This window comes from Hydrogenophaga sp. (genome assembly GCF_030373225.1).
Classification (GTDB): domain Bacteria; phylum Pseudomonadota; class Gammaproteobacteria; order Burkholderiales; family Burkholderiaceae_C; genus Hydrogenophaga.
The window spans coordinates 138,502-164,362 of the sequence record NZ_JAUCZG010000004.1 but is presented as its reverse complement, the minus strand read 5'-3'; the positions used below and the strand labels follow the sequence as shown (position 1 = coordinate 164,362).

Below are 25,861 nucleotides of genomic sequence, written 5' to 3'. Positions count from 1 at the left end.
ACCACGAACTCACTCGACAAGGCACACACCATGGGCATCTGGCTCGAACTCGGCATCTTTGTGGTCATCCTGGCGTTTGGTGTCTGGCAGCTGTACGACGTGAAGAAGGTGATCCGCGAACGCGAACAGCACCAGGCGCGCGAGAAAACCGGCGCATCCGGCGCAGACGATGCGCCCGGTGAGCACCGGGCATGACCGGCGCACGACCGCTTCCACCGGCGCCTCTGGATCCACGCGAACTCACGCCAGGCGACCGCTCCCGGATCATTGAAATGGCCTGGGCCGACGACGTCCCGTTCGAAGCCATCCAGTTCCAGTTCGGGCTCGACGAATCCGCCGTCATCCGGTTCATGAAGCAGTCCTTGAAAGCGGGCTCGTTCAGGCTTTGGAGGCGCAGGGTCGAGGGCCGCGGGGCCAAGCACCAGCGCCGCCTGGCGGTCCGCTGAGCGCCGCTGCGTCCCACCACCATGAACAACACGACCCCGTCAGACGAGGCCAACCTGGTGCAGCGCATCTGGAGCGAACTGCAGCGCGCCACGGTGGACCGGCACCACGAATGGCGCAGCCCTGTGCTGGCCACGACCGGCCTCGATGGCCTTCCCCAGGCGCGAACCGTGGTGCTTCGCGCGGCCGATGCCACGGCCTCGCAACTGGTCTTCTTCACCGACAGCCGCAGCCCCAAGGTGGAGGAACTGCAGACTGCCCCTGCGGCCGCTTTGGTCTTCTGGAGCAAACGCCTGAGCTGGCAGCTGCGCGTGCGGGTGGTTTCGCAGGTCCACACCGATGGCGCCCTGGTCGACGCGGCCTGGCAGCGCGTCAGCCAGTCGGCCGCGGCGGGGGACTACCTGGCCGCGCAGGCGCCGGGATCTGCCTGGCGCGCAGGCGCAGACGCCAGCCCGGGCGCGCACCACCTGGCCGTCGTGACCTCCCGCGTCGAACACCTCGACTGGCTCGAGCTTGCTCGCGACGGTCACCGGCGGGCCCGCCTGGTTGGAAGCAGCGTGGAGTGGCTGGTGCCTTGACGGTCAGCGCGGGCGCGCCGGGCCCAGCACGGCCTGTGCCAGCCGGTCCACCGCGGCGAACAGCTCTTCGACTGTGTCGGGCTTGTAGATCAACTCGCTGACGCCCGCCGCAGGCGCTTGCGAGCGCAGTTCTTCGGAGATGTAGCCCGAGGTGATGGCCACCGGGGTGTCAGGACGCAAGACCTTCACGGCGCGGGCGAAATCCAGCCCCGACATGCCCGGCATGTTGTAGTCGGTGATCACCAGATCGAAGGGCTCGGCATGGGCGCGAACCGCAGCGAGCGCGTGGGCCGCCTGGGTGAACACGGTGACGCGGTACCCCTGGCGCTGGAGCAGCCGCTCCATCAGGAAGGCGATCATCTCGTCGTCGTCCAGGTACAGGATGTGAGCGCCGCCGGGCGCCGCGGTGCGGGGCAGCGGTCCTGAACGAGCGGCATCGGTGGCCGCGGCCGCAGCCTCGCCCACCACCGCAGGAAAGAAGACCGAGAAGCACGATCCCTTCCCGGGCGCGCTCTCAACCTCCAGCACCGCGTCGTGGTCCCGCAGGATGCCGTGCACCACCGCCAGGCCCAGGCCCGTGCCCTTGCCAGGCGGCTTGGTGGTGAAAAACGGTTCGAACATGCGCGCGAGCGTCTCGTCGGTCATGCCTTGTCCGTTGTCGCGCACGGTCAGTCTGGCCCACAAGGCTGGCGCCTGGCCGGTCGAAGCGGCCGTGGACTCGGCCGTGCCCCTGGATGACACCGGTGCGCCCCGATGCGCCTCCAGGCGGATCGAAACGCAACCGTGTCCAAGACCCTGAACCGCCTGCCAGGCGTTGGTGCACAGGTTGAGCAGAACCTGTTCGATCTGGGTCGCATCGGCCAGCACATTCGGCACGTCAGCGCCCACATGCAGGCTCAACTCGACCCCGGCCGGCAGGGTGGCACGCAGCAGCCGCGCCGTCTCCTCGACCACCTGTTCCAGTTGAATCACCTGCCGCTCCAGCAGCTGGCGCCGACTGAACGCCAGTATCTGCTGGACCAGGTCGCGCGCCCGGCGGCTCGCCTTGCGGATCTCGGTCAGGCTGGTGCGCGCGGGGCTGTTGGACGGCACGTCGTCCAGCGCGAGCTCGACATTGCCGATGATGGCGGCCACGATGTTGTTGAAATCGTGTGCCACGCCCCCGGCCAACGTGCCCAGGGCCTCCATCTTTTGCGATTCGCGCAATTGCGACTGGGGCAACGCCTGGATCGCCTCCGACTCCCGGCGTTCGGTCAGGTCGAAATCGATGCAATAGAACTCGGGCTCGCGACCGGGAATGTCGAGGTACACGTGGCTGGAATGCACCTCCACCGGCGCGCCGTCCTTGCGCCGCAGCGTCAGGTCGGCTGCGGGGATGGGTCGGCCACTGTCGATCATCTCGGTCACGGCGCCCACCACGGCCGCATGCATCTCGGGCGGAATGATCAGGTCCAGCAAACTCTTGCCGATGGCCTCGGCGGCGCAATAGCCGTAGAGGCGCTCGGAGGCCTGGTTCCAGTAGCGCGTGGTCAGATCCAGCCCATAGCCCTGCACCGCCACATTGGGCACGAACTCGAGCAGCTGGCGAAACCGTGCTTCGCTGTCGCGCATGGCATCGAAGGATCGCTGGCTGTCTGACACATCGACAATCACCGTGTTCCAGACCACCCATCCGTCGGCCAGCCGCTGCGGCCGTCCCACGCCGTGCAACCACTTGAGCTGGCCCGAAGGGGTGGTGATGCGCCACTCGTGCACCCAGTCCTTCAATGACAAGGCCGACTCCACCAGCGAGGCCTTCAAAACCACCAGGTCGCGTGCATCCACCATCGACCACAACACGTCGGCATCCTGCTCGGCCGCCTGCGGCGCGACCTCCCAGATGTCCCGGCAGCCCTGGCTCATCCAGCCGATGCGTTGCTCGCCCGACGGGCCGAGCACATACTGCAGCAGCGCGCCCGGCAGATGCTCGGCCACCGACTCAATCGCCAGCCCCCCGGCCGGCTTGCCTGAAGACACAGTGAAGTTCAAGGTCAGTCTCCTGAACGTTGTTCACACCTGCTTACAGTATCGACTGCTTCGTGCCTTTCATCCAAGCACCACCAAAGACCTCGTGCAGCGCAAGCTTGCCGGGTTCCTCCCACATTCCCCTTCTGCACCGCCATGACCATTGACAGCGACGAACCCATCCATGAAGACCGGCTGTGGAGCGACGGGCACTGGACCGCTCGGGTGATCAAGAACGAAGACGACGATGGCTGGGCGGTCGCCATGCACCTGGACGGCGGCTCCGAGCCCGCCCTGGTGGGCCCTTGGACGATGGGGCGAGACAAGAAAAATCCGAAGCCGCTCGACACCAATGCCTTCAACACACTGGTGAAGACCGCCCGGGAAGTCATCCGCCGCTCCGAGCAGCAACTGCATGCGCAGCTGAACAAAAACGTCAACGTGACCGTTGGCGACAAGCGACTGCGCATCGCGCTGGCCATCGTCCCCGATGACGAGGGCGCCACGGCGACCCTCAGCGCGCTCGACGAGTTCGATGAGGAGCTGGCCCGCGTGAGCGTGCCGCCCACCTTCAAACTGAGCATCGACAGCGCGCAGGCCTGGGTGGCCTCGGGCTTCGAGCGGCCTCGCTGAACAAGGCCCGAAACTGAAAAAGCCCGCCACCTTTCGGTAGCGGGCTTTCAGATCTCAATGGTCGGCGTGGCGGGATTCGAACTCGCGACCCCTTGCACCCCATGCAAGTGCGCTACCAGGCTGCGCTACACGCCGACAAGCGTCGAATTATAGCGGTCAAAGGGACGCCTTTCAGGCGGTGTGCCGAAGAAGCTCGCGTATTTCAAGCAACTCGCGCCGCACCTCGTGAACCAGCAGACCGGTTCCTGGCAACACGTCGCGCGACTTTTCAGTGCTCAACGCCGGAGCTTGCTCGTGGATCACGGCATCGAGATCGATGACGTCGATCGCTTCGTCCTCGTCTTCGCCGCGGCGCCTCTCGCGCTCGGCCTGGACCAGTTCCTGCAGCTTGTTGCGCGCCCCGCTGATCGTGAACCCCTGGTCGTACAGCAGCTCCCGAATGCGGCGGATCATCAGCACCTCATGGTGCTGGTAATAGCGCCGGTTGCCCCGCCGTTTCATCGGACGCAACTGGGTGAACTCCTGCTCCCAGTAACGCAGCACGTGCGGCTTGACACCACACAATTCGCCCACCTCACCGATGGTGAAGTAGCGTTTGGCTGGGATGGGCGGGAGCGTTTTTTCCATGAAAATCAAGGCGGTACAGACCGAAGCTTGAATTTACTCTAACAAGTGCAGGCGTGCGCAGGCGAAGGTGGAATTCTGTGAGAAGTGTTGCAAACGACACCGAGGGCGCGTGGGCGCGACCGTCTGGACGCACAAGCCAACCGCCTGTAGCAGGCTGGCAGCAGGCTGGCAGCCGGCCCGACCAGACCTGAAGCCAACAACGGCCTGGCCGATGGGTCTGTGCCAGAAAACGCGTTCGCGCCAATGCGAAGGCGCAGCGGACAGGAAGCGGGGTTCAGGCGCCGATGATGGCGGTCTGCACCTGTTCCTTGAGCTTGGGACTGGCGTGGAAGGTGACCACGCGCCGGGCCTCGATGGCCACGGGCTCACCCGTGCGGGGATTGCGCCCAGGGCGTGGTGCCTTGGTGCGGATCTGGAAATTGCCGAAGCCCGATATCTTCACATCCGTGCCTTCCACCAGGCTGTCCGTGACCAGATCGAAGAAGGCATCGATCATGTCCTTGGACTCGCGCTTGTTCAGACCGATCTGGTCGAACAGCATTTCGGCCAACTGGGCTTTGGTCAGTGCCGGTGTTTCCAGGCTTTCAACAGCGAGTTCCATGCGGGGCTTCTCCATCCTGGTTCGATCAGGCGCGCAGCCGGGCGGCCACACGCATTTGCAACGATTCGAGCGCTGCTTTCACAGTGGCCTCGATCTCTTCCTCGGTCAGTGTAGCGTCGTCGCGGTTGAGCACGAGTCGCACCGCGAGGCTTTTTTCGTCTGCGGCCAAGGCCCCGGGCGCGACGCCTTCCGACAGCTTCCTGGGGCGATAGACGTCGAACAGCACCACGTCGCGCAGCCAGGCATTCTGCGGGGCGCGAATGGCCTCGACCACTGCGGCGTGTGTCACGTTCTCCTTGACCACGATGGCCAGATCGCGCTCAACGGCCTGGTGGCGACCCACGGCCTGATAGGCCGGAACGTCTCTGGCCAGCACCGCGTCCAGCTCCAGTTCAAAAAGCACGGGCGCCTGTGCGAGCTCGTACGACTGTCGCCAGCGGGGGTGCAGCTCACCCACATGCCCGATGCAACGGCCCTGCAGCCAGACACTGGCGCAGCGACCGGGGTGCATGGCGGGATGTTCTTCAGCACGGAACTCGGCCTGCAGCGGCGCGAGCAGGGCTTGCACGTCGCCCTTGGCATCGAAGAAATCGGCCACGCGCTCGGCAGTTCCCCACTGCAGCGTGTCCACCGGACCAAAGCTCAAGCCAGCCACCCGCATGGGCTGGTGGAAACCGGCCACGCTGGTGTCGCTGTCGGGCACGGAGGCGTCCTTGAGGAACACGCGCCCCACCTCGAACAGCCGGACACGTTCGGCGCGGCGGTCGAGGTTGAACTTGAGCACGGCCACCAGGCTGCCGATGAGCGAGGAGCGCATCACGCTCATCTGGCTCGCGATCGGGTTGAGCAGCCGGACCGGATCGTTGTTGCCGGCCAGCTCTCGCTCCCAGCGATCCTCGACAAAGCTGAAGTTGATGGTTTCCTGGTAACCGAGCTGGGCCAGCAGGCGGCGCAGCGCGAACGGGCCGCGCCGGGCTTCGGGGCGGATCCTGGCGGTGATCGGTGCCAGCGGCGGGGTCTGGGGCAACTGCTCATAGCCCACGATGCGAGCCACTTCTTCAATCAGGTCTTCTTCGATCTGGAGGTCGAAGCGGTAGGCCGGCGGCGTGACCGTGATCGTGCCCTCGCCCTCCTGCAAAGCCAGACCGAGACGGCGCAAGGCGCCGGCGCACTGCGCCTGGGTGAGCGGCATGCCGATGACCTTGTTCGCGCGCGCCACGCGCAGCGTCACCGGCTTGGCGAGCGGCAGGTTGACCACATGGTCGTCCATCGGTCCGACCTGCCCGCCGCAGATCTCGAGCACCAGTTGTGTGATGCGCTCGATGTGCTCGACCGTGGTCGACGGGTCCACGCCTCGCTCGAACCGGTGCCCGGCGTCGGTGGAGAAGTTGAAGCGGCGCGAGCGACCGGCAATGGACTTGGGCCACCAGAAGGCGGCCTCGATGTAGATGTTCTGCGTGTCGTCGGACACCGCGGTCGCATCACCGCCCATGATGCCGGCCAGCGATTCCACCGCCTGGTCGTCGGCGATGACGCCCACCTGTGCATCCACCGAAACCGTGTTGCCGTTGAGCAGCTTGAGCGACTCTCCTTCGCGACCCCAGCGCACCTGAAGGCCACCGTGGATCTTGTCGAGGTCAAAGATGTGCGAGGGGCGGCCCAGCTCGAACATCACATAGTTGGAAATGTCCACCAGCGGCGAGACGCTGCGCTGGCCGCAGCGCGCCAGGCGCTCCACCATCCAGGCGGGGGTGGCGGCCCGGGTGTTGACGCCGCGCACGACGCGCCCGGTGAAACGGCCGCAGAGGTCAGGGGCGCTCACCGTGACCGGCAGGCGGTCCTGCAACGAGACAGGGGCCACTTCAAACCGGGGTTCGATCAGGGGTGAGCCGGTGAGCGCAGACACCTCGCGGGCGATGCCGTAAACGCTCAGGCAATGCGCGAGGTTGGGCGTGAGCTTGAGGGTGAACAGCATGTCGTCGAGCTGCAGTTGTTCGCGGATGTCGCGCCCCACCACAGCGTCGGACGGCAACTCCAGCAGGCCTGCGTGATCCTCGCTGAGTTTGAGTTCGCGCGCCGAGCACAACATGCCCTGGCTCTCCACGCCACGCAGTTGCCCCAGTTTGATCAGGAAGGGCTGGCCGTCTTCTCCCGGCGGCAGCGCCGCACCCACCAGCGCACACGGTACCTTGATGCCCACGCGGGCATTGGGCGCACCACACACGATGTTGAGCAGGCCGCCCTGCCCTGCATCCACCTGGCACACGCGCAGGCGGTCGGCATTCGGGTGTTGCTCGGCGGACTTGATCTCACCCACAACGATCTTGGAGAACGGCGGCGCCACAGGTTGCAGTTCTTCCACCTCCAGACCGGCCATGGTCAAGGTGTCGGCCAGTTGCTGGCTGGTCAGGGGCGGATTGCAGAAGGCGCGAAGCCAGGATTCTGGGAATTGCATGGAACGACTCAGTACGGTGGCTTGGCAAGGACTTGTGTCGGGAACACCGCAGAGCCGCCCTTCGACAAGCTCGGGACGGGCTGCAGGTGTTGACCCCTTGAGGGGGTGCCGCGAAGCGGCGCAGGGGTGTGCATGTTTTAGCGGAACTGGGCCAGAAAGCGGACGTCGCCGTCAAAGAACAGGCGCAGGTCGTTCACGCCGTAGCGCAGCATGGTCAGGCGGTCAGGGCCCATGCCGAAGGCAAAGCCGATGTATTTCTCGGGGTCCAGACCCATGTTGCGCACCACGTTCGGATGCACCTGGCCAGAGCCGGCCACCTCGAGCCAGCGGCCAGCCAGCGGCCCGCTCTGGAACTGGATGTCGACCTCGGCACTGGGCTCGGTGAACGGAAAAAAGCTGGGGCGAAAGCGCAGCACCAGATCGTTCGATTCGAAGAAGGTGCGGCAGAAATCGGTGAAGACGTACTTCAGGTCCTTGAAGCTCACGTTCTCACCCACCCACAGGCCTTCGCACTGGTGAAACATGGGCGAATGGGTCGCGTCGCTGTCCACGCGGTAGGTGCGCCCGGGCGCGATCACCCGGATCTCGGGCATGGGCTGGCCCGCATCGAGCGCAGCGCGGTGGCGCTTGACATGCTGCACCGCGTGGCGGATCTGCATCGGGCTGGTGTGGGTGCGCAGCAGGTTGGGCGCTTTCTCGCTGCCACCTTCCACATAAAACGTGTCGTGCATCGAGCGCGCCGGGTGGTCTTCGGGCGTGTTCAGTGCGGTGAAGTTGAACCAGTCGGATTCGATCTCGGGGCCCTCGGCCACCTCGAAGCCCATCGAGCCGAAGATGGCTTCGATGCGCTCCAGCGTCAGGCTCACCGGGTGCAGGCCACCTTGCCCACGCTGCCGCCCCGGAAGGGTCACGTCCAGCGCCTCGGCCTTGAGCTGAACTTGCAGCTCGGCATCGGCCAGCGCCTGGCGGCGCTCTGTCAGCAACGCTTCAATGGACTGCTTGGCGAGATTGATGGCCGCACCGCGGGTCTTCTTCTCGTCGACCGGCAATGCAGCCATGCCCTTCATCAACTCGGTGATGCGACCGGCCTTGCCCAGGTACTGGGCCTTGGCGTTTTCAAGATCGGCCGGGGTGGTGGCCTGCGCAAACGCTGCGCGGGCGCTGTCGACCAGTGCGTCCAACTCGTTCATGTGTGTACTTGAATCGTTGCCAATGAAAAAAGGGGTTGAAGCCAGCGAGGGAATTCCCTCAAGCCTCAACCCCTTTGAGCGACCGGAGATCACCGCGGTGACGCGGTGTCCCTGTCGTGAATCAAGCGGCCAGCTTGGCTTTGACTTGCTCCACGATGCTGCCAAAGGCAGCCGGGTCGTTCACGGCCAGATCGGCCAGAACCTTGCGGTCGATTTCGATCGAAGCCTTCTTCAGACCGTTGGCGAACTGGCTGTACGTCATGCCGCATGCGCGAGCACCGGCGTTGATACGGGCAATCCACAACTGACGGAAGACACGCTTTTTGGTGCGGCGATCGCGGTAGGCGTATTGCCCTGCCTTCATCACCGCCTGTTTGGCGATGCGGAAGACGTTGCCGCGGCGACCGCGGAAACCTTTGGCCAGAGCCAGTACTTTTTTGTGTCGGGCGCGAGCCGTGACACCACGTTTGACGCGAGGCATGTGTGTTCTCCTGTTCGTCGTTGATCAAATACCCATGCCGGGCAGCATCTGTGCCATGTGACCCATGTTGGTCTCATGCACGGTGACTGCTCCACGCAGGTGGCGCTTGGTCTTGGTGGACTTCTTGGTCAGGATGTGACGTTTGAAGGCTTGACCGCGCTTGACGGTGCCACCGGGACGAACGCGAAAACGCTTCTTCGCGCTGCTCTTGGTCTTCATTTTGGGCATCTTCATGCTCCTTTTCGTTTGTGCTCGTGAGGCGCTGCGAACCTTCCGCAGACTTGTAGGCCCCGAGCCACTTTTGATGGAAAACCTCTCGGCCTTCCGTTTCGGCGTCCGGCCTTTCGGCCAGCGCCTCGGACCGGCGGGAGACTACCCCGCCCATCCAATGCTGTTGTACCTGCCGCCGGCCTCAGGCCGCCGGTTGTCCTGCCGCGGGCGCTGCCGCCTCGACGGCTTTCGCCGCACCGCCACCGGTCTTCTTGCGACCAGGGGCGATCATCATGATCATCTGGCGGCCTTCCAGTTTGGGAAACTGCTCCACGATGATCGAATCGGCCAACTCGTCACGGATGCGGTTCAACAACGCCAGACCCAGATCCTGGTGGGTGATCTCACGACCGCGGAATCGCAGCGTGATCTTGCACTTGTCACCATCGTCCAGAAAGCGCCGGATGTTGCGCATCTTGATGTTGTAGTCGCCGTCATCGGTACCGGGCCGGAACTTGATTTCCTTGATCTCGATGACCGTCTGCTTGGCCTTGGCTTCTGCCGCCTTCTTCTGCTCCTGGTACTTGAACTTTCCGTAGTCCATCAGGCGACACACGGGAGGCACGGCCGTGGCCGCAATTTCAACCAGGTCGACGTCCAGTTCACCGGCCATGCGAAGCGCTTCTGACAGACTGACGATGCCCAGGGGCTCGTTTTCAGGTCCGTTGAGGCGAACCTCGGGAGCCATGATTTCTCGGTTCAGTCGGTGTGCGCGCTCTTCACGTTGGCGGCGGTCGCGAAAGTTGGTAGCTATGGTGAGTTCCTTGGTGTGGGCTGGTCAGGCGAAAGGGCGGCCCCTCGGCCGCCCGCATGCACATGAGGTGCGCCACAGCAGCATGGGCATCAACCGGGATGTTTGAAATCAAACCTTGGATGAAACGTCTGCCGCGATCAGTTTGGAAAAGGCTTCCAGCGACATGACACCGAGGTCTTTGTTACCTCGAGCCCGCACAGCCACGGCGCCAGCTTCTTTCTCCTTGTCGCCCACGACAACGATAAAAGGCAGCTTTTGCAACGCGTGCTCTCGTATTTTATACGTGATTTTCTCGTTGCGCAGGTCGGTTATGACCCTAAGCCCTTGATTCTGCAGAGATTTCGCGATTTCCCGACAGTAATCGGCCTGCGCGTCGGTGATGTTGAGCACCGCCACCTGCACCGGGGCGAGCCAGGTGGGCAGCGCGCCGGCGTGTTCTTCGATCAGGATGCCGATGAAACGCTCGAGGCTGCCGACGATGGCGCGGTGGAGCATCACGGGACGGTGGCGCGCACCATCTTCACCCACGTATTCGGCGTCCAGGCGCTCGGGCATGGAGAAATCGACCTGCATGGTGCCGCACTGCCACTGGCGCCCGATCGCATCTTTCAGCGTGTACTCGATCTTCGGGCCGTAGAAGGCACCGTCGCCAGGGGAAATTTCGAACTCGCAACCCGAGGCACGCAAACTCTCCATCAGCGCGTGCTCGGCCTTGTCCCAGACTTCGTCGGATCCAATGCGGGCATCAGGTCGCGTGGCGACCTTGTAGATGATGTTCTTGAAGCCGAAGTCAGCGTAGACCTTTTGCAGCAGCGCCGTGTAGGCCAGGCACTCGGGCAGGATCTGCTCTTCGGTGCAGAAGATGTGACCATCGTCCTGGGTGAAACCGCGCACGCGCATGATGCCGTGCAGGCCGCCGCTGGGCTCGTTGCGGTGGCACTGGCCGAACTCGCCGTAGCGCAGCGGCAGGTCGCGGTAGCTCTTGATGCCCTGCTTGTAGATCAGGATGTGACCCGGGCAGTTCATCGGCTTGAGGGCGTACTCGCGCTTTTCACTCTCCGTGGTGAACATGTTGTCGCGGTACTTGTCCCAGTGGCCGGTTTTTTCCCACAGCGACTTGTCGATGATCTGCGGACCTTTGACCTCCTGGTAGCCGTTCTCGCGGTAGACGCGGCGCATGTATTGCTCCACCTCCTGCCACAGCGTCCAGCCCTTGGGGTGCCAGAACACCAGACCCGGCGCGTGCTCGTCGATGTGAAACAGATCGAGTTCGCGACCGAGCTTGCGGTGATCGCGCTTCTCGGCCTCTTCGATCATGGTCAGGTGCTGCTGCAGTTCGTCCTTGGTGGCCCAGGCCGTCCCGTAAATGCGCTGCAACATCTCGTTGCGGTGGTCGCCGCGCCAGTAGGCGCCGGCGACCTTCATGAGCTTGAAATGCTTGAGCTTGCCGGTGCTGGGCACGTGAGGGCCGCGGCAGAGGTCCTCAAAGGCGCCTTCGCGGTAGAGCGAAACGTCTTCGTTGCTCGGGATGCTGGCGATGATCTCGGCCTTGTAGTGTTCGCCAATGCCCTTGAAATGCGCCACCGCTTCGTCGCGCGGCAACACGCGACGCACCACGGGTTCGTCCTTCGCTGCCAGCTCGGTCATGCGCTTCTCGATCGCCACCAGATCGTCGGGGGTGAAAGGCCGCTTGTACGAGAAGTCGTAGAAGAAGCCGTTCTCGATCACCGGCCCGATGGTCACCTGCGCATCGGGAAACAACTCCTTCACCGCGTAGGCCAGCAGGTGGGCCGTGGAGTGTCGGATGACTTCCAGGCCATCGGCGTCCCTGGCGGTGACGATGGACAGCGGGCTGTCCTGCGAAATGAGGAAGCTGGTGTCGACCACCTTGCCGTCGATCTTGCCGGCCAGTGCGGCCTTGGCCAGGCCGCTGCCAATCGAAGCGGCAACGTCGGCCACGGTGACAGGGCCAGGAAATTCGCGTTGTGAACCGTCGGGGAGCGTGATGTGCAACATGGGGAGTCCAGAAAACAAAAAGCGCGGCAGGGGCCGCGCTGGTGTGGGTCGAAAGGGAATCGGGCAGGCGCGAACTGCAGGCCTCACAAGGCCGGGAGGGAAGTCTCCTGAGTTCGCGGTGTCATAACCAGATTGCCTTTCTCGCTCTTGCTGTGTCAAACAGACCGCAATTTTCACATAAAAGAGCCTGGACGAAAAAAAGCCCGGGACTGGCCCGGGCTCCTTGTCTCCTCCAGCCGCTCTGGGGCGGACTCGGGGATGTCAGTGGAACTGCTCTTCTTCGGTCGAGCCGGTCAGGGCCTTCACGCTGGAGGAGCCGCCCTGGATCACGGTGGTCACGTCGTCGAAGTAACCGGCGCCCACTTCCTGCTGGTGCGACACGAAGGTGTAGCCCTTGTCGCGCGCGGCGAACTCGGGTTCCTGCACCATGTTCACGTAATGCTTCATGCCTTCGCCGCGGGCGTAGGCGTGGGCGAACTGGAAGGTGTTGAACCAGTTGATGTGGATGCCGGCCAGCGTGATGAACTGGTACTTGTAGCCGAGCGCCGCCAGATCTTCCTGGAACGAGGCGATCTGTGTGTCGTTGAGGTTCTTTTTCCAGTTGAAGGATGGCGAGCAGTTGTAGGACAGCAGCTTGCCCGGGCAGGCGGCCTGCACGGCCTGGGCGAACTCGCGGGCGAAGCCGATGTCGGGCACGCCGGTCTCGCACCACACCAGGTCGGCGTAAGGGGCGTAAGCGATACCACGGCTGATGGCTTGCTCCAGGCCGTTCTTGACGCGGTAGAAACCTTCCTGGGTGCGCTCACCGGTCAGGAAAGGCCTGTCGTTGGCGTCATGGTCGCTGGTGATCAGGTTGGCGGCTTCTGCGTCGGTGCGGGCCAGAACGATGGTGGACACACCCATCACGTCGGCTGCGAAACGCGCGGAGATCAGCTTCTCGCAGGCTTCCTGCGTGGGAACGAGCACCTTGCCACCCATGTGGCCACATTTCTTCACAGCGGCGAGCTGGTCTTCGAAGTGCACGCCGGCCGCACCGGCGGCGATCATGTTCTTCATCAGTTCGAAGGCGTTGAGCACACCACCGAAACCGGCCTCGGCGTCTGCCACGATGGGCAGGAAGTAGTCGATGAACTCCGGGCTGCCCGGCTCGACGCCACGTCCCCACTGGATCTCGTCGGCGCGCTTGAAGGTGTTGTTGATGCGGCGAACCATGGTGGGCACCGAGTCGTAGGCGTAGAGCGACTGGTCGGGGTACATGGTTTCGCTGGTGTTGCCGTCAGCGGCAACTTGCCAGCCCGACAGGTACACGGCCTCAAGGCCGGCCTTGGCCTGCTGCATGGCCTGGCCCGCGGAGATCGCGCCGAACGCGTTCACATAGCCTTTTTTGGCGCCGCCGTTGACCTTGTCCCAGAGCTTCTCGGCGCCGCGCTTGGCCAGCGTGTGCTCGATCTGCATGCTGCCGCGCAGACGCACGACGTCGGCCGCGGAATAGCCGCGCTTGACGCCCTTCCAGCGGGGGTTGGTCGCCCAGTCTTTTTCCAGGGCTTCGATTTGCTGCTGGCGGCTCAGTTGCTCGGTGAGGGATTGAGGCATGGGGATACTCCGTGAGGTTGATGAAACAGGGTTGGCGCCGGTTGGCTGCAGGCAGGCTGCGTTCCGGTGCCCAGTGCCTTGACTTTAAGTCTTATAGAAGAGTTTTGAAAGCTCTTATGTCTTATATAAGAGAAAAAGTTTTTCTATGTTTATCAACAATGTTTTTCTTCTTTCCCTCAATGCGAAATCTTCTTTCTTGTATCGAGAAATTTTTCTGCAGCGCAGCATTCTCATTTTTCACAATGAGAAAAGAGCGTCTCTCATCCCGAAAACTCCTCCTGCGCCGGCTCGGGCATGATCCGGCCCACCTTCGGAACCGAATCCTCTTCACGTGCACCCTCTCACTTCCTTGAACCGCTGGTGGGCCTACGGCAGCCTGGCGCTGAGCATGACGCTGGTGGGCAGCTACGTGGCCTTGTCCAAGCCCCTGGTACTCGTGTTCCCGATCTTTCTGCTGGCCTGGCTGCGTTTCGGCATTGGTGGCCTGGCCATGCTGCGCTGGTTGAAGAAGCCGCCGGGCGAACCACCGATCACACCCCACACGCGCCGGCTGCTGTTCCTTGAATCCTTCCTCGGCAACTTCCTGTTTTCCATCTGCATGCTGTTTGGCGTGAGCATGACCACAGCGGTGGCGGCCGGTGTGGTCATGTCGTCCATCCCGGCGGTGGTGGCGGTGCTGAGCTGGCTGTTCCTGCGCGAGCGCATCGGCTGGCGCAGCGCGGCCGGCATCGCCTGCGCGGCACTGGGCATTGGTCTTTTTTCGTTGCAAAAGGTCGACGGCGGCGCGGTTGCGGACGCCAGCGGCCCATGGGGGATCAGCCGGGCCCTGCTCGGCAACCTGCTGGTGTTTGCGGCGGTGGTGTGCGAGGCTTCTTACGTGGTGATCGGCAAGCGCCTGACCGAGGGCCTGGGCCCAAAACGCATCTCCGCGATCATCAACCTGTGGGGCTTTGCGCTGGTCACACCCTTCGGAATGTGGGCCGCCTGGTCGTTCGACTTCGCCACCGTCAACCCGCCGATCTGGGCACTGCTGGTGTTTTACGCGCTGGCGGCCAGCGTGTGGACGGTGTGGCTGTGGATGACCGGCCTCAGGACCGTCCCGGCGTCGCAGGCCGGCGTGTTCACCGTGATGCTGCCGCTGAGTGCTGCAGCCATTGGCGTGCTGTTCATGGGCGAGCGCCTGACAAGCCTTCAGCTGATCGCCTTCGGCATCGCGCTGCTGGGGCTGGTACTGGCCACCCTGCCCGAGCGCCGTCAGTCGCCAGCCTGACTCAGAGGCACCAAAGGCCTGTGGGTTGGGTCAGGCCCATCCACAGCGCCCATCCGGACGTTGCGGCCAGCGCCAGGCCGGCCAGGCGAATGCCCCAGGCGCCGGAACGCGCCCCGTTCAACCGGAGCAGCAGCCACGGCGCCGCGGTCAGCGAGATCGACGTTCCGATGGAGAACAAGGCCATGATGGCCGCGCCCTCCAGCGCATTGGCCGACAGCGATGCCACCAGCAGCGCCGAATACAACAGCCCGCAGGGCATGAGCGCCCATGCCACGCCGAGCACGACGGGCGCGCGCTGGCCCATGGACGCGAGCACGGGGCGGGCCTTGCGCCAGATGTTCTGTCCCATGGTTTCGATCCAGGCGGGCTGGCGGGCGCGCCAGAGCAAGGTCACGCCCAGCAGCAAGGCCGCCACATGGAACGAGGTCCACACCGGACGGATCACCGCGGTATTGGTGCCCAGCCACGCCAGACCCTGCACAGACCCGGCAGCGAAGGCCCCGAACAAGGCGTACCCGACCATGCGGCTGAGCTGGAAGGTCCACAGAGCCTGCGTGCTGCGGGCACCCGCGGCTCTGCTGATGCCGGCGCAGGCCGCGCCACACATGGCCACGCAGTGGGGGCCACCCACCACGCCCATGAACAGGGCCGTGATCGCCATCGAAGTTTGCATGGGGTCAATGTAGTGCAGCAGCGGACCGCAGAGGGTTCAACCCCGCCAACGAGCGGGGGATGGCGCTCAGATGATTTTGGAGAAGCGCGCCCGGTCCTGGTCCACCCGCAGGTATTTGTCGAACACCATGGCAATGGCACGCACCAGGTACCAGCCGGCTTCGGTGACCTGCAGGCCCGACGGGTCCAGCCGCACCAGGCCGTGCTCGGTGAGTCCTTCAAGGGCCTCCAGCTCGCGGGCGAAATAACTCTTGAAGTCGATCAGGTGACCGAGCTCGATCGACTCGAACTGCAGCTCGCCCTGGCACATCAGCGACATGATCACGGCGCGGCGCAGCAGGTCGTCGCGCGAGAGCGCCAGACCGCGCACGATCGGCAGGCGCCCCTGGTCGAGCATGTCGCGATACTCCTCCAATGTCTTGGCGTTCTGGCTGTAGGTGGCGCCGATGCGGCCGATCGCCGACACGCCGAGCGCGATCAGGTCGCAATCGGGTTGGGTGCTGTAGCCCTGGAAGTTGCGGTGCAACCGACCCTGGCGTTTGGCCACGGCCAGTGCGTCGGTGGGCAGCGCGAAGTGGTCCATGCCCACATACACATAGCCGGCGTCCTGCAGCGCATCGAGCGAGGCGGACAACATGGCCAGCTTGGCGCCCCCACTGGGCAGCTCGGCGGCGATGATGCGCCGCTGCGGCTTGAAACGCGATGGCAGGTGTGCATAGGCGTACAGGGCGATGCGGTCGGGCCGCAGCTCGTTGACCTGCTTGAGCGTGCGCGCAAACGACTCGGGCGTCTGCATGGGCAGTCCGTAGATCAGGTCCACATTGATCGACTCGAACCCGATGCGCCTGGCGGCGGCCACCAGCTCGAAGACCTGCTCGACGGGCTGGATGCGGTGCACCGCTTTCTGGACGGCCGTATCGAAGTCCTGCACGCCAAAGCTCAAGCGGTTGAAACCCAGGCGCGCCAGCGTGCGCAGGCGCTCTTCGGTCACCGTGCGCGGGTCCACCTCGATCGAGTACTCGCCGCCGGGCACCAGCGTGAAGTGCGAGCGCAGCATGGTCATGAGGTCTTCGAGCTCGGCATCCGACAGAAAGGTCGGCGTGCCGCCGCCCAGGTGCAGCTGCGAGACGTTGTGGCCAAGGCCGAAATGCGCCACCTGCAACTCGACCTCGCGCGTGAGGTAGCGCAGGTACTCGGCGGCGCGCTCGTGGTGCTTGGTGATCACCTTGTTGCAAGCGCAGTAGTAACAGACCGATTCGCAAAACGGAATGTGCACATACAGCGACAGCGGCAGCGCCATCGAGCCCGCCTTGCGCTGCTCCAGCGCCTGGATGTAGTCCTGCTCGGTGAAGGCTTCGACAAAACGATCGGCGGTGGGGTACGAGGTGTAGCGCGGCCCGGGAACGTCGAAACGGCGCAGCAGGTCGTCGGAAATGGTATGGCTCACGGGTGTCTCCAGATCAATGGGGCCACTGTGCAGCAGGTCGCTTTCCCACCCCTTGATCTTCATCAAGAGGCGCATTCGCGCCGGGGGTTTTGGCCAGCGACACCCCACCGGGGTATGCTGTCGTCTGTCACACCTTTCCGGATTCTGTATGGATGCCCACTCGATCAAAGTTGCCTGCTCCAGCTGCAACCTGCGCGAACTCTGTCTGCCCATGGGTCTGAACCCTGACGAGATGGACAAGCTGGACCGCGTGATCTCCACCCGCAAGCGGGTCAAACGGGGCCAGGCGCTGTTCAATGTGGGCGACAAGTTCAGTTCGCTCTACGCCGTGCGCTCCGGCTTTTTCAAGACCTGCGTGACCACGGCCGACGGCCGCGATCAGGTCACCGGCTTCCAGATGACGGGCGAGATCATCGGCATGGACGGCATCGTCAGCGACCACCACTCGTGCGACGCCATTGCCCTCGAAGACGCCGAAGTCTGCATCATGCCGTTCGACCAGGTCGAGGAGTTGTCCCGCGAGTTCACCACCTTGCAGCACCACGTGCACAAGATCCTGAGCCGCGAGATCGTGCGCGACCACAGTGTGATGCTGCTGCTGGGCAGCATGCGGGCCGAGGAGCGACTGGCCGCGTTCCTGCTGAATCTGGTGCAGCGCCTGCACGCGCGCGGGTTTTCGCAATCCGAGTTCGTTCTGCGCATGACGCGCGAGGAAATCGGCAGCTACCTTGGCATGAAGCTCGAGACCGTGAGCCGCACCTTCTCGAAGTTCGTGGAAGACGGCATCATCGATGTGAAACAGCGCTACGTCCACATCAAGAACGTTGAAGGCCTGCGTCAGATCGTCAACCCGCAGACCTGTTCATAAGGCCCCACGGTGGCTGATCCGCCTCGGGGTGGCCCGGCGGCAACCGTTCAGAGTTCGGAAGGCGGCAAGGCCAGCAGCGTGGTGAGTGCACTGGACGCCATGGTCAAGCCCCAGAACACGAAAAACGCCAGCGTGTAGACGGCCTCGCGCGAGAGCGCCAGGGGCGAGCCGAACCAGTGCAGGTCGCTCGGGTCCACGAGCGCGAACACCACCATCTCGAGCACGGCCGCCACCAGAAAGGCGGGCCATGCGATCCACATCAGGCGTTTTCCCCACATGGGCTGGTCTCCCGGTTGTCGTTGCGGTGAATCACTCGGCCGCAATCACGGGTGAGGCTGCGTTGTTGCGCGCCTGGTGCGCCGGCTGCAACTTGGCCAGCGCGTCGATGCGTGCCTGGCCCTGCAGGGCCTGCGCGGCCTTGTAGTCGCGCTGGTAGTCGACCTTGTTGAGCACCGGATCGGCGCCATTGATGGCGAAGAAAGCGGCGGTCAGGCTCGCGGCCACGCCCAGCACCGGCAGGCCAAACACCAGCCACGCCTGGGGTGTGCGCCACCAGGCAGGTGCGGGAGTGGATCGGGTCGCGGTGTTGGCTCGGTTCATGGCTTTTTCCTGGTGAGGCATTCTGGGCGGGGTTGTTCAGCGTGGCACGAGGAAGGCGGCTTTTTCGGTCACCCGGGCCACCTCGTCGCCGGTGGAGTGGATCTCGAACTGGATCGGGTGCGAGCCGGTGCTCGCGGCACCCGGCGGGATCTGCACCCGCACCGCGGCCGAGCGCACCTCCGTGGGCAGCACCTCGACCTCGGTCGCCGGATCCATCGTGATGCCGGGCAAGCCGGACACGGTGATGGCATAACGCTGCGTCTCTTCGGTGGCGTTCATGATCTGCAGGCGGTACACATTCTCGATGCGGCCCTGCTCCACCATGCGCGCGAGCGATCCGCGGTCACGCATCACGTCCACCCGCAGCGGCGTGCGAAGGAACAGGCTCACGCCCACCGCCGCGGTGATCGCCAGCAGGATGGTCGAGTACACCAAGACACGCGGGCGCAGGGCACGCATGAGCATCTGGCGGGTGTTCCATCCCTGCTCCATGCCGTGCTGGGTCGAATATTTGATGAGGCCGCGCGGATAACCCACCTTGTCCATCACGTCGTCGCAGACGTCGATGCAGGCGGCGCAGCCGATGCACTCGTACTGCAGTCCCTTGCGGATGTCGATACCGGTTGGACACACCTGCACGCACAGGGTGCAGTCAATGCAGGAGCCCAGCCCCAGTGCCGCCGGGTCGGCCTTCTTGGAGCGCGCACCGCGCGGCTCGCCGCGTTTCTCGTCGTAGGTCACGATCATCGTGTCCTTGTCGAACATGGCGCTCTGGAAGCGGGCGTAGGGGCACATGTACTTGCACACCTGCTCGCGCATGAAGCCGGCGTTGCCATAGGTGGCGAAACCGTAGAAGAAAATCCAGAAGGTCTGCCAGGGCCCGAGCGACGCGGCCAGCGACAGGGCCGCGAGCTCGCGGATCGGCGTGAAGTAGCCCACAAAGGTGAAGCCGGTCCACAGCGCAACAGCGATCCACAGCGCGTGCTTGAGTCCGCGCTTGCCGAACTTGGCAGCGGACATGCCCGCAGCGTCCAGCTTCAGGCGGGCCGATCGGTCGCCTTCGACCTTCTTCTCGATCCACATGAAGATTTCGGTGTAGACCGTTTGTGGGCAGGCATAGCCGCACCACAGGCGCCCGGCCACCGCGGTGAACAGGAACAGCGACAGCGCCGAGATGACGAGCAGGCCGGTCAGGTAGATGAAGTCCTGCGGATACAGCACCAGGCTGAAGATGTAGAAGCGGCGAACTTCCAGGTCGAACAGCACGGCCTGACGGGCGTTCCACTCCAGCCACGGCAGGCCGTAGAAAACGATCTGCGTGATCCACACCGTGACCCAGCGCCAGTTGGAGAACACACCCGCCACCGAGCGGGGCTGGATCTTCTGGCTCGCCGCGTACAGCGACACCATCACTTCGTCGTCAACGGGAACGATGGGAATGACGGTGGCTGGGGGCTTGGCGGGGGGGCTGGCTTGGGACACGGGGAACGTCGATCTCGGTCAGTTGGTGGCGGCGGCGGGTTTGTTGGACAGACCCCAGATGTAGGCGGTCAGCACATGGATCTGGTCTTCATTGAGCTTGCCCGCCTGCGCAGGCATCTGGTTGTTGATGCCGTTGTTCACGGCGCGGGTGATGGCCTCCTCGCCCCAGCCATGCAGCCAGATGCCGTCGGTCAGGTTGGGTGCGCCCAGGGCGGTGTTGCCCTTGCCATCGGCACCGTGGCAGGCGGCACAGACAGCAAACTTGGCCCGCCCCTGTGAGGCTCGAACCGAGTCGTGCGGCGTGGCCGACAGGCTCATGACGTAATGCGCCACGTTGCGCACATCGTCCGGCGTGCCCACCGCAGCGCCGAGCGCCGGCATCACGCCGTTGCGGCCCTGCTGCAGCGTGGTCTTGATGGCAGCGGGTTCGCCGCCCCAGAGCCAGTCGCCGTCGGTGAGGTTGGGAAAGCTGCGGGCTCCGCGGGCGTCCGAGCCGTGGCACTGGGCGCAGTTGTTCATGTACAGGCGCTCGCCCACCGCCATCGCAGGCGCATCGCCGGCCAGCTGCTCGGGCGACAGACCATTGAAGCGCGCATAGATGGGTGCGATGTCCTGCTGCATCTTGTCCACCTCGGCCTGGTGCTGGCCCTGCGAGGACCAGCCCAGCACGCCTTCGTACTTGCCGAAGGTGGGATAGAGCACACCGTAGATCAGCGCAAAGATCACGGTGATGATGAACAGGTACACCCACCAGCGTGGCAGCGGGTTGTTCATTTCCTGCAGGTCGCCATCCCACACGTGCCCGGTGGTGTTGTCGTCCCGTGCCTTGACCTTGGTGGTGCCGCTGATCCAGAGCAGGACTGCGCAGGCCAGGATGCTGGCCAGGGTCAGCCCGGCCACGTACCAGGACCAGAATTCGCTGGTGAAGTCACTCATGATGTTTCTCTTGTTCTGACGTGTTCGTCGGGGTCGTTCGTAGCGCTCACTCGTCCTGGAAAGGCAGCTGGGCAGCCTCGTCGAAGCGTTCCTTGTTCCGCTTCGACCAGGCCCAGACCACGATGCCCAGGAAGGTCAGGAAACTGACCAGGGTGACGATGCTGCGCAGGTCGTTGATGTCCATGCTGTCCTCCGTGGGCTTACTTGATCGCGGTGCCGAGCACCTGCAGGTAGGCGATGAGCGCGTCGAGCTCGGACTTGCCCTTCACGTCTGCGGTGGACGCGGCGATCTCTTCGTCGGTATAGGGCGCGCCCAGGGTGCGCAACACCTCCATGCGGCGCGGAATGCCGGCCTCGTTGACGGTCTTCTTCTCCAGCCATGGGTAGGCGGGCATGTTCGACTCGGGCACCAGGTCGCGCGGGTTGATCAGGTGGACACGGTGCCATTCATCGCTGTAACGACCGCCCACACGGTGCAGGTCGGGACCGGTGCGCTTGCTGCCCCACTGGAAGGGTCGGTCATAAACGAACTCGCCGGCCAGCGAGTAGTGGCCGTACCGCAGCGTCTCGGCCTGCAGCGGCCGGATCATCTGCGAGTGGCAGTTGTAGCAACCTTCTCGCACATAGATGTCGCGCCCGGCGATCTGCAGCGCGGTGTAGGGCTTGAGGCCTTCCACCGGCTGGGTGGTGGACTTCTGGAAGAACAGCGGAACGATCTCCACCAGTCCGCCGACCGCGATCACCAGAACGATGAGCACGATCATCAGGAAGTTGTTGGTTTCGATCCGCTCGTGCGTGAAACCCAGGGGCTTTTCTTGGTTGGCCATGGTGTTTTTGTCCTCAGGCGTGGGCAGGGTTGACAGCAGGAATGCGCACTTCGGGCACCTGTCCGTTCCTGACCGTCATGAATGTGTTCCAGGCCATCACCAGCATGCCGCCGAGGTAGAGCGCACCACCCAGCAGGCGAATCACATAGAAGGGATAGGTGGCCTTCACCGATTCGACGAAGGTGTAGGTCAGGCTGCCGTCGGGGTTGATCGAGCGCCACATCAGGCCCTGCATCACACCGGCGATCCACATGGCCGCGATGTAGAGAACGATGCCGATGGTGGCAACCCAGAAGTGCAGTTCGATCGCGGGCACCGAATACATCTTCTTCTGGCCGTACAGGCGCGGGATCAGGTAGTACATCGATCCCATGGTCACCAGACCCACCCAGCCCAGGGCGCCCGAGTGCACGTGGCCCACGGTCCAGTCGGTGTAATGGCTCAGGGCGTTGACCGTCTTGATCGACATCATCGGGCCTTCAAAGGTCGACATGCCGTAGAAGGACAGCGAGACGATCAGGAAACGCAGGATCGGGTCGTCGCGCAGTTTGTGCCAGGCGCCCGAGAGCGTCATGATGCCGTTGATCATGCCGCCCCAGCTCGGTGCGAGCAGGATCAGCGAGAAAACCATGCCCACCGATTGCGTCCAGTCGGGCAGCGCGGTGTAGTGCAGGTGGTGGGGACCGGCCCACATGTAGGTGAAGATCAGCGCCCAGAAGTGCACGATCGACAGGCGATACGAGTACACGGGACGCTCGGCCTGCTTCGGAATGAAGTAATACATCATCCCGAGGAAACCGGCGGTGAGGAAGAAACCCACCGCATTGTGGCCATACCACCACTGCACCATCGCGTCCTGCACACCGGCATAAGCCGAGTAGGACTTGAAGCCGTCCACCGGCAGCGCCGCGCTGTTGACGATGTGCAGCATGGCCACGGCCAGGATGAAAGCGCCGAAGAACCAGTTGGCCACGTAGATGTGGCGCACCTTGCGCTTGCCGATGGTGCCGAAGAACACCACCGCGTAGGCCACCCACACCACCGCAATCAGCAGGTCGATCGGCCACTCGAGTTCAGCGTATTCCTTGCCTTGCGTCAGGCCCAGGGGCAGCGTGATCGCGGCGAGCACGATCACCAGCTGCCAACCCCAGAAGGTGAAGGCCGCCAGCCCGTCGGAAAAGATCCGGGTCTGGCAGGTTCGCTGCACCACGTAGTAACTGGCAGCGAAGAGGCCGCAGCCACCGAACGCGAAGATCACCGCGTTGGTGTGCAGTGGCCGCAGGCGGCCATAAGACAACCATTCAATACCCAGATTGAGCTCTGGCCAGGTGAGCTGGGCGGCAATGATCACGCCCACCAGCATCCCCACCACTCCCCACACCACCGTCATGATGGTGAACTGCCGCACCACTTTGTCGTTGTAGACCGCCGACTGGCTGGCCTTGTTTGTCACGGACATGCTGAAACTCCTCACAAATGTCACTGGTTGTAGTGTCTTCACTGGCACCACGCGGCGCCTTGACTTACATCAATCGGGCTCAATCGCTTTTGAGAATCCGCTCACCTTCGCGCTCGATGTTGTCGAACTGCCCCGCCTGCAAGGCCCACCAGAACAGGCCGATGATGCCGAACACGAGCAGCACGGACAGGGGAATCAGCAAGTACAGGACGTCCATGGGCTTTGTGGTCTCGAAATCTTGGGAGGGGTGCGACCCATGCTACGCCGATGCCGGCGCAGCGGTGGGGTTGCTCGCTGATTGTGGGGTTTTGCCGGCCAGGCGCAGGGCATTGCCGATCACCAGCAATGAACTGCCGGCCATGCCCAGGCCGGCGAGCCAGGGCGGCATCCAGCCCACCAGGGCCAGCGGCACGGCCACCACGTTGTAGGCGCCGGCCCAGACCAGGTTCTGCCGCACGGTGCGCAACGTGGCCCGCGCCTGCAGCAGCGTGTGCACCACGTCCATCACCTGACCGCCCTGGATCACATAGTCCGACTGGGCCTGGGCCAGCGGCGCGGCCTGGCCCAGCGCAAACGAGGTGTCGGCGCGAGCGAGCACCGGCCCGTCGTTGAGACCGTCGCCCACCATGGCGATCGTCAGGCCCTGCGACTGCAGCCGCGTCACCTCCAGCAGCTTCTGTTCGGGGGTGGCGCCGGCGATCACATGGTCGACCCCCACCGCGCGACCCACAGCCTCGGCCGCCGAGGCGCGGTCGCCCGACAGCAACCAGGTGCGCACGCCCAGCGCACGCAGCGCCTGCACCGCCGCCCGGGCGTCCTCGCGCAGGCCTTCTTCAAGCGTGAAGCTGGCCATCCAGCCCCCCTCGTCGCTGAGGTGGGCGCGCGGCGCCTCGTCGCCCTCCTCTGTTGCGGGCGCTGCGCAAAACAGGGCTGAGCCCAGCCTCACGGCGCTGCCGTCGGCCAGGCGGGCCTGCATGCCCTGTCCGGCCACTTCGGTCACGTCGAACAGCGGCTGGCCGCCACCCTGGCGCGCCAGCGCGCGGGAGACCGGGTGCAGCGAGCCGGCCGCCAGTGCACTGGCCAGGCCGAGCGCCTGCTCGCGGCTCACACCGGCGCGGGTCTGGACATCCTGCAGTTCCAGGCGGTCGTGCGTGAGCGTGCCGGTCTTGTCGAACACCACCGCACTGATGCCGGCCAGCACCTCGAAAGCTTGCAGCCGGCGCACCAGCACACCGCGGCGCGCCAGCGCCCCGGCCGAGGTCAGCATGGCCGCCGGCGTGGCCAGCGACAGCGCGCACGGGCAGGTGACGATGAGCACGGCCACCGCCACGGCCAGGGCGCGGGAGTGGTCGATCTGCCACCAGTAGAAGCCAGCCACGGCCGCGGCCAGCAGCACCAGCACCAGGAACGGGGCGGCGATCTGGTCGGCCAGGATGGCCAGGCGGGGTTTTTCGGTCGAGGCCTGTTCCATCAGCCGCACGATCTGGGCAAAGCGGGTGTCGCGCCCGACCTGGGTCACGCGCATGCGCACCGGGCCGCCCAGGTTGAAGCTGCCGGCCACCACGCCCTGCCCCAGGGTGCGGCTCACCGGGCGCGATTCGCCGGTGAGCAGTGCCTCGTCCACGGTGGCGCGCTCGCTGAGCAGCTCACCGTCGGCGGCAAACGCCTGCCCGGCCTGCACGCGCACCGTGTCGCCGACCGCGAGGCGCCGGATCGAGACCGTCTCCACGCCTTTGGCGGTCTCACGTTCGCACACCTCGGGCAGCCGGTTCATCAGGCTGTCGAGAGCGCCGGCGGTGCGGTCGCGCGCCTTGAATTCGAGGTAGCGCCCGCCGAGCAGGAAGAACACGAACATGGTCAGGGAATCGAACCAGACTTCGTGGCCCCAGGGCCCGGTGGGGTCGAAGGTGGCGGCCGAGCTCGCCAGAAACGTGACCAGGATGCCGATGGACACCGGCGTGTCCATGCCCACACGCCCATGCTTGAGATCGCGCCAGGCGCTTTCGAAAAAAGGGCCGCTGGCGAAAAAGACCACCGGCAGGCTGAGCACCCAGCTGGCCCAGCGCAACAGCTGGTCGATGTCGGCCGGGATCTCGCCCGGCTCGGTCACATACGCCGGCCACGCGTACATCATCACCTGCATCATGCAGAAACCGGCCACGAACAGGCGCCACAGGCCCTGCCGCGTCTCGCGCAGGCGTTCGCTGATGCTCAGGGCGGCCTGCATCGGCAACAGGCGGTAGCCGCGCTCGCCCACCACCTGTGCCAGGGTCGACATGCGGGTGGCCTGCGGGTCCCAGCGCAGGGTGAGCCGGCGCGTGGCGGCATGCACCCGCGCCTGCTGCACGCCGGGCAAGCCTTGCAAGGCGGACTCCACCGTGTCGGCACAGGCCGCGCAATACATGCCCTGGACCATCAGCACCGATTCGGCCAGTTCGCCCTCGGCCTGCTCGACGCGTTGGGTGAAAGTTTCCTGCTCCACCGGGTCGTCAAGCACGGCGAAGTTGTCGGTGACGGTGAGCGGGCCGCGGTGATCCCCCAGCCAGTCGGACGCGGGCGACGCAGCGTGGGGTTCGGCGTGCGCGGGCCGCACCGGGAGCGTGGCAACGGCCTGGTTCATGGCTGGAGGGTAATCGGGGAGTTGTTTCATGGGC

At 64.5% G+C, this 25,861-nt stretch carries 27 protein-coding genes and 1 tRNA gene; 6 read left to right on the top strand and 22 right to left on the bottom strand.

The window, feature by feature from the left end; genetic code table 11:
* Positions 1-30: 30 nt before the first annotated feature.
* From QUV35_RS03985 to QUV35_RS03975, 3 genes are read left to right on the top strand one after another with little or no spacing between them, the layout of a single operon-like run.
* Complete coding sequence (locus tag QUV35_RS03985) at positions 31-195, top strand: hypothetical protein (protein ID WP_300871034.1); 165 nt, start codon at positions 31-33, stop codon at positions 193-195.
* Positions 192-446, top strand: coding sequence for a TIGR03643 family protein (locus QUV35_RS03980; protein WP_300871033.1), 255 nt, complete (start codon positions 192-194; stop codon positions 444-446). Before QUV35_RS03985 ends, QUV35_RS03980 begins: the two co-directional genes overlap by 4 nt.
* Before the next feature lie 21 nt (positions 447-467).
* Entirely contained in the window at positions 468-1,022 is a 555-nt protein-coding gene (locus QUV35_RS03975; protein ID WP_300871032.1) for a pyridoxamine 5'-phosphate oxidase family protein, read from the top strand.
* A gap of 3 nt (positions 1,023-1,025) precedes the next feature.
* Here the strand turns inward: QUV35_RS03975 and QUV35_RS03970 are convergent, their stop codons facing one another.
* Entirely contained in the window at positions 1,026-3,050 is a 2,025-nt protein-coding gene (locus tag QUV35_RS03970; protein WP_300871031.1) for a PAS domain-containing sensor histidine kinase, read from the bottom strand.
* A 132-nt stretch (positions 3,051-3,182) separates the two neighbouring features.
* Here QUV35_RS03970 and QUV35_RS03965 point away from each other — a divergent pair, with 132 nt between their 5' ends.
* Entirely contained in the window at positions 3,183-3,659 is a 477-nt protein-coding gene (locus QUV35_RS03965) for a hypothetical protein (protein ID WP_300871030.1), read from the top strand.
* A 58-nt stretch (positions 3,660-3,717) separates the two neighbouring features.
* On the opposite strand, the gene QUV35_RS03960 is transcribed toward QUV35_RS03965, so the two are convergent.
* From QUV35_RS03960 to aceA, 10 genes are all read right to left on the bottom strand, one after another.
* Positions 3,718-3,794: transfer RNA gene (locus tag QUV35_RS03960), tRNA-Pro, on the bottom strand.
* 36 nt (positions 3,795-3,830) lie between these two features.
* Entirely contained in the window at positions 3,831-4,286 is a 456-nt protein-coding gene (locus tag QUV35_RS03955; RefSeq protein ID WP_300871029.1) for a MerR family transcriptional regulator, read from the bottom strand.
* Between the two features lie 274 nt (positions 4,287-4,560).
* Positions 4,561-4,887, bottom strand: coding sequence for an integration host factor subunit alpha (locus tag QUV35_RS03950; RefSeq protein ID WP_300871028.1), 327 nt, complete (start codon positions 4,885-4,887; stop codon positions 4,561-4,563).
* Between the two features lie 25 nt (positions 4,888-4,912).
* Positions 4,913-7,342 (bottom strand): phenylalanine--tRNA ligase subunit beta, encoded by a 2,430-nt coding sequence (gene pheT, locus QUV35_RS03945; RefSeq protein ID WP_300871027.1) that lies wholly within the window; start codon positions 7,340-7,342, stop codon positions 4,913-4,915.
* 137 nt (positions 7,343-7,479) lie between these two features.
* Positions 7,480-8,532, bottom strand: a complete 1,053-nt coding sequence (gene pheS, locus QUV35_RS03940; protein WP_300871026.1) for a phenylalanine--tRNA ligase subunit alpha — start codon at positions 8,530-8,532, stop codon at positions 7,480-7,482.
* A gap of 121 nt (positions 8,533-8,653) precedes the next feature.
* Complete coding sequence (gene rplT, locus QUV35_RS03935) at positions 8,654-9,013, bottom strand: 50S ribosomal protein L20 (RefSeq protein WP_069046248.1); 360 nt, start codon at positions 9,011-9,013, stop codon at positions 8,654-8,656.
* Between the two features lie 24 nt (positions 9,014-9,037).
* Positions 9,038-9,241, bottom strand: a complete 204-nt coding sequence (gene rpmI / locus QUV35_RS03930; RefSeq protein WP_069048846.1) for a 50S ribosomal protein L35 — start codon at positions 9,239-9,241, stop codon at positions 9,038-9,040.
* Positions 9,242-9,425: 184 nt separating this feature from the next.
* Complete coding sequence (gene infC / locus QUV35_RS03925; protein ID WP_300871072.1) at positions 9,426-10,037, bottom strand: translation initiation factor IF-3; 612 nt, start codon at positions 10,035-10,037, stop codon at positions 9,426-9,428.
* 108 nt (positions 10,038-10,145) lie between these two features.
* A complete protein-coding gene (gene thrS / locus QUV35_RS03920) occupies positions 10,146-12,053 on the bottom strand; it encodes a threonine--tRNA ligase (RefSeq protein ID WP_300871025.1) in 1,908 nt (635 codons plus the stop codon).
* Positions 12,054-12,314: 261 nt separating this feature from the next.
* Complete coding sequence (gene aceA, locus QUV35_RS03915; RefSeq protein ID WP_300871024.1) at positions 12,315-13,646, bottom strand: isocitrate lyase; 1,332 nt, start codon at positions 13,644-13,646, stop codon at positions 12,315-12,317.
* A gap of 349 nt (positions 13,647-13,995) precedes the next feature.
* Between aceA and QUV35_RS03910 the strand changes: the two genes are divergently transcribed.
* Complete coding sequence (locus tag QUV35_RS03910; RefSeq protein WP_300871023.1) at positions 13,996-14,916, top strand: DMT family transporter; 921 nt, start codon at positions 13,996-13,998, stop codon at positions 14,914-14,916.
* Between the two features lies 1 nt (position 14,917).
* Here QUV35_RS03910 and QUV35_RS03905 read toward each other — a convergent pair whose 3' ends face one another.
* Both QUV35_RS03905 and hemN read right to left on the bottom strand, forming a co-directional pair.
* Positions 14,918-15,589: a sulfite exporter TauE/SafE family protein gene (locus QUV35_RS03905; protein ID WP_300871022.1), complete on the bottom strand. Its 672-nt coding sequence runs from the start codon at positions 15,587-15,589 to the stop codon at positions 14,918-14,920.
* 66 nt (positions 15,590-15,655) lie between these two features.
* The gene (gene hemN, locus QUV35_RS03900) at positions 15,656-17,035 is read right to left on the bottom strand and encodes an oxygen-independent coproporphyrinogen III oxidase (RefSeq protein WP_300871021.1); all 1,380 of its coding nucleotides are present in this window, start codon (positions 17,033-17,035) and stop codon (positions 15,656-15,658) included.
* 148 nt (positions 17,036-17,183) lie between these two features.
* On the opposite strand from hemN, the gene fnr reads away from it, so the two are divergent.
* Positions 17,184-17,903 (top strand): fumarate/nitrate reduction transcriptional regulator Fnr, encoded by a 720-nt coding sequence (fnr, locus tag QUV35_RS03895; RefSeq protein ID WP_300871020.1) that lies wholly within the window; start codon positions 17,184-17,186, stop codon positions 17,901-17,903.
* Between the two features lie 47 nt (positions 17,904-17,950).
* Here fnr and QUV35_RS03890 read toward each other — a convergent pair whose 3' ends face one another.
* The 9 genes from QUV35_RS03890 to QUV35_RS03850 form a co-directional block, all read right to left on the bottom strand.
* The gene (locus QUV35_RS03890; protein WP_300871019.1) at positions 17,951-18,181 is read right to left on the bottom strand and encodes a hypothetical protein; all 231 of its coding nucleotides are present in this window, start codon (positions 18,179-18,181) and stop codon (positions 17,951-17,953) included.
* A 31-nt stretch (positions 18,182-18,212) separates the two neighbouring features.
* Positions 18,213-18,503, bottom strand: a complete 291-nt coding sequence (locus QUV35_RS03885; protein ID WP_300871018.1) for a hypothetical protein — start codon at positions 18,501-18,503, stop codon at positions 18,213-18,215.
* A gap of 36 nt (positions 18,504-18,539) precedes the next feature.
* Positions 18,540-19,913, bottom strand: a complete 1,374-nt coding sequence (gene ccoG, locus QUV35_RS03880; RefSeq protein WP_300871071.1) for a cytochrome c oxidase accessory protein CcoG — start codon at positions 19,911-19,913, stop codon at positions 18,540-18,542.
* A gap of 90 nt (positions 19,914-20,003) precedes the next feature.
* A complete protein-coding gene (ccoP, locus tag QUV35_RS03875; protein ID WP_300871017.1) occupies positions 20,004-20,921 on the bottom strand; it encodes a cytochrome-c oxidase, cbb3-type subunit III in 918 nt (305 codons plus the stop codon).
* Positions 20,922-20,967: 46 nt separating this feature from the next.
* Complete coding sequence (locus QUV35_RS03870) at positions 20,968-21,105, bottom strand: cbb3-type cytochrome c oxidase subunit 3 (protein ID WP_300871016.1); 138 nt, start codon at positions 21,103-21,105, stop codon at positions 20,968-20,970.
* 16 nt (positions 21,106-21,121) lie between these two features.
* Complete coding sequence (gene ccoO / locus QUV35_RS03865; protein WP_300871015.1) at positions 21,122-21,748, bottom strand: cytochrome-c oxidase, cbb3-type subunit II; 627 nt, start codon at positions 21,746-21,748, stop codon at positions 21,122-21,124.
* Positions 21,749-21,761: 13 nt separating this feature from the next.
* Positions 21,762-23,207, bottom strand: coding sequence for a cytochrome-c oxidase, cbb3-type subunit I (gene ccoN / locus QUV35_RS03860; protein WP_300871014.1), 1,446 nt, complete (start codon positions 23,205-23,207; stop codon positions 21,762-21,764).
* 79 nt (positions 23,208-23,286) lie between these two features.
* Positions 23,287-23,424 carry a cbb3-type cytochrome oxidase assembly protein CcoS gene (ccoS, locus tag QUV35_RS03855; protein WP_300871013.1) on the bottom strand — a complete coding sequence of 46 codons (138 nt, stop codon included), beginning with the start codon at positions 23,422-23,424 and terminating at the stop codon, positions 23,287-23,289.
* Between the two features lie 42 nt (positions 23,425-23,466).
* On the bottom strand, positions 23,467-25,857 hold the full coding sequence (locus tag QUV35_RS03850) for a cation-translocating P-type ATPase (protein ID WP_300871012.1): 2,391 nt from the start codon (positions 25,855-25,857) through the stop codon (positions 23,467-23,469).
* Positions 25,858-25,861: the final 4 nt, after the last annotated feature.

Coding starts and splice junctions, on each gene's coding strand:
- QUV35_RS03985 (WP_300871034.1), top strand. CDS start 31: ATGGGCATCTGGCTCGAACTCGGCATCTTTGTGGTCATCCTGGCGTTT.
- QUV35_RS03980 (WP_300871033.1), top strand. CDS start 192: ATGACCGGCGCACGACCGCTTCCACCGGCGCCTCTGGATCCACGCGAA.
- QUV35_RS03975 (WP_300871032.1), top strand. CDS start 468: ATGAACAACACGACCCCGTCAGACGAGGCCAACCTGGTGCAGCGCATC.
- QUV35_RS03965 (WP_300871030.1), top strand. CDS start 3,183: ATGACCATTGACAGCGACGAACCCATCCATGAAGACCGGCTGTGGAGC.
- QUV35_RS03955 (WP_300871029.1), bottom strand. CDS start 4,286: ATGGAAAAAACGCTCCCGCCCATCCCAGCCAAACGCTACTTCACCATC.
- QUV35_RS03950 (WP_300871028.1), bottom strand. CDS start 4,887: ATGGAACTCGCTGTTGAAAGCCTGGAAACACCGGCACTGACCAAAGCC.
- pheT (WP_300871027.1), bottom strand. CDS start 7,342: ATGCAATTCCCAGAATCCTGGCTTCGCGCCTTCTGCAATCCGCCCCTG.
- pheS (WP_300871026.1), bottom strand. CDS start 8,532: ATGAACGAGTTGGACGCACTGGTCGACAGCGCCCGCGCAGCGTTTGCG.
- rplT (WP_069046248.1), bottom strand. CDS start 9,013: ATGCCTCGCGTCAAACGTGGTGTCACGGCTCGCGCCCGACACAAAAAA.
- rpmI (WP_069048846.1), bottom strand. CDS start 9,241: ATGCCCAAAATGAAGACCAAGAGCAGCGCGAAGAAGCGTTTTCGCGTT.
- thrS (WP_300871025.1), bottom strand. CDS start 12,053: ATGTTGCACATCACGCTCCCCGACGGTTCACAACGCGAATTTCCTGGC.
- aceA (WP_300871024.1), bottom strand. CDS start 13,646: ATGCCTCAATCCCTCACCGAGCAACTGAGCCGCCAGCAGCAAATCGAA.
- QUV35_RS03905 (WP_300871022.1), bottom strand. CDS start 15,589: ATGCAAACTTCGATGGCGATCACGGCCCTGTTCATGGGCGTGGTGGGT.
- fnr (WP_300871020.1), top strand. CDS start 17,184: ATGGATGCCCACTCGATCAAAGTTGCCTGCTCCAGCTGCAACCTGCGC.
- QUV35_RS03890 (WP_300871019.1), bottom strand. CDS start 18,181: ATGTGGGGAAAACGCCTGATGTGGATCGCATGGCCCGCCTTTCTGGTG.
- QUV35_RS03885 (WP_300871018.1), bottom strand. CDS start 18,503: ATGAACCGAGCCAACACCGCGACCCGATCCACTCCCGCACCTGCCTGG.
- ccoG (WP_300871071.1), bottom strand. CDS start 19,913: ATGGTGTCGCTGTACGCGGCGAGCCAGAAGATCCAGCCCCGCTCGGTG.
- ccoP (WP_300871017.1), bottom strand. CDS start 20,921: ATGAGTGACTTCACCAGCGAATTCTGGTCCTGGTACGTGGCCGGGCTG.
- QUV35_RS03870 (WP_300871016.1), bottom strand. CDS start 21,105: ATGGACATCAACGACCTGCGCAGCATCGTCACCCTGGTCAGTTTCCTG.
- ccoO (WP_300871015.1), bottom strand. CDS start 21,748: ATGGCCAACCAAGAAAAGCCCCTGGGTTTCACGCACGAGCGGATCGAA.
- ccoN (WP_300871014.1), bottom strand. CDS start 23,207: ATGTCCGTGACAAACAAGGCCAGCCAGTCGGCGGTCTACAACGACAAA.
- ccoS (WP_300871013.1), bottom strand. CDS start 23,424: ATGGACGTCCTGTACTTGCTGATTCCCCTGTCCGTGCTGCTCGTGTTC.
- QUV35_RS03850 (WP_300871012.1), bottom strand. CDS start 25,857: ATGAAACAACTCCCCGATTACCCTCCAGCCATGAACCAGGCCGTTGCC.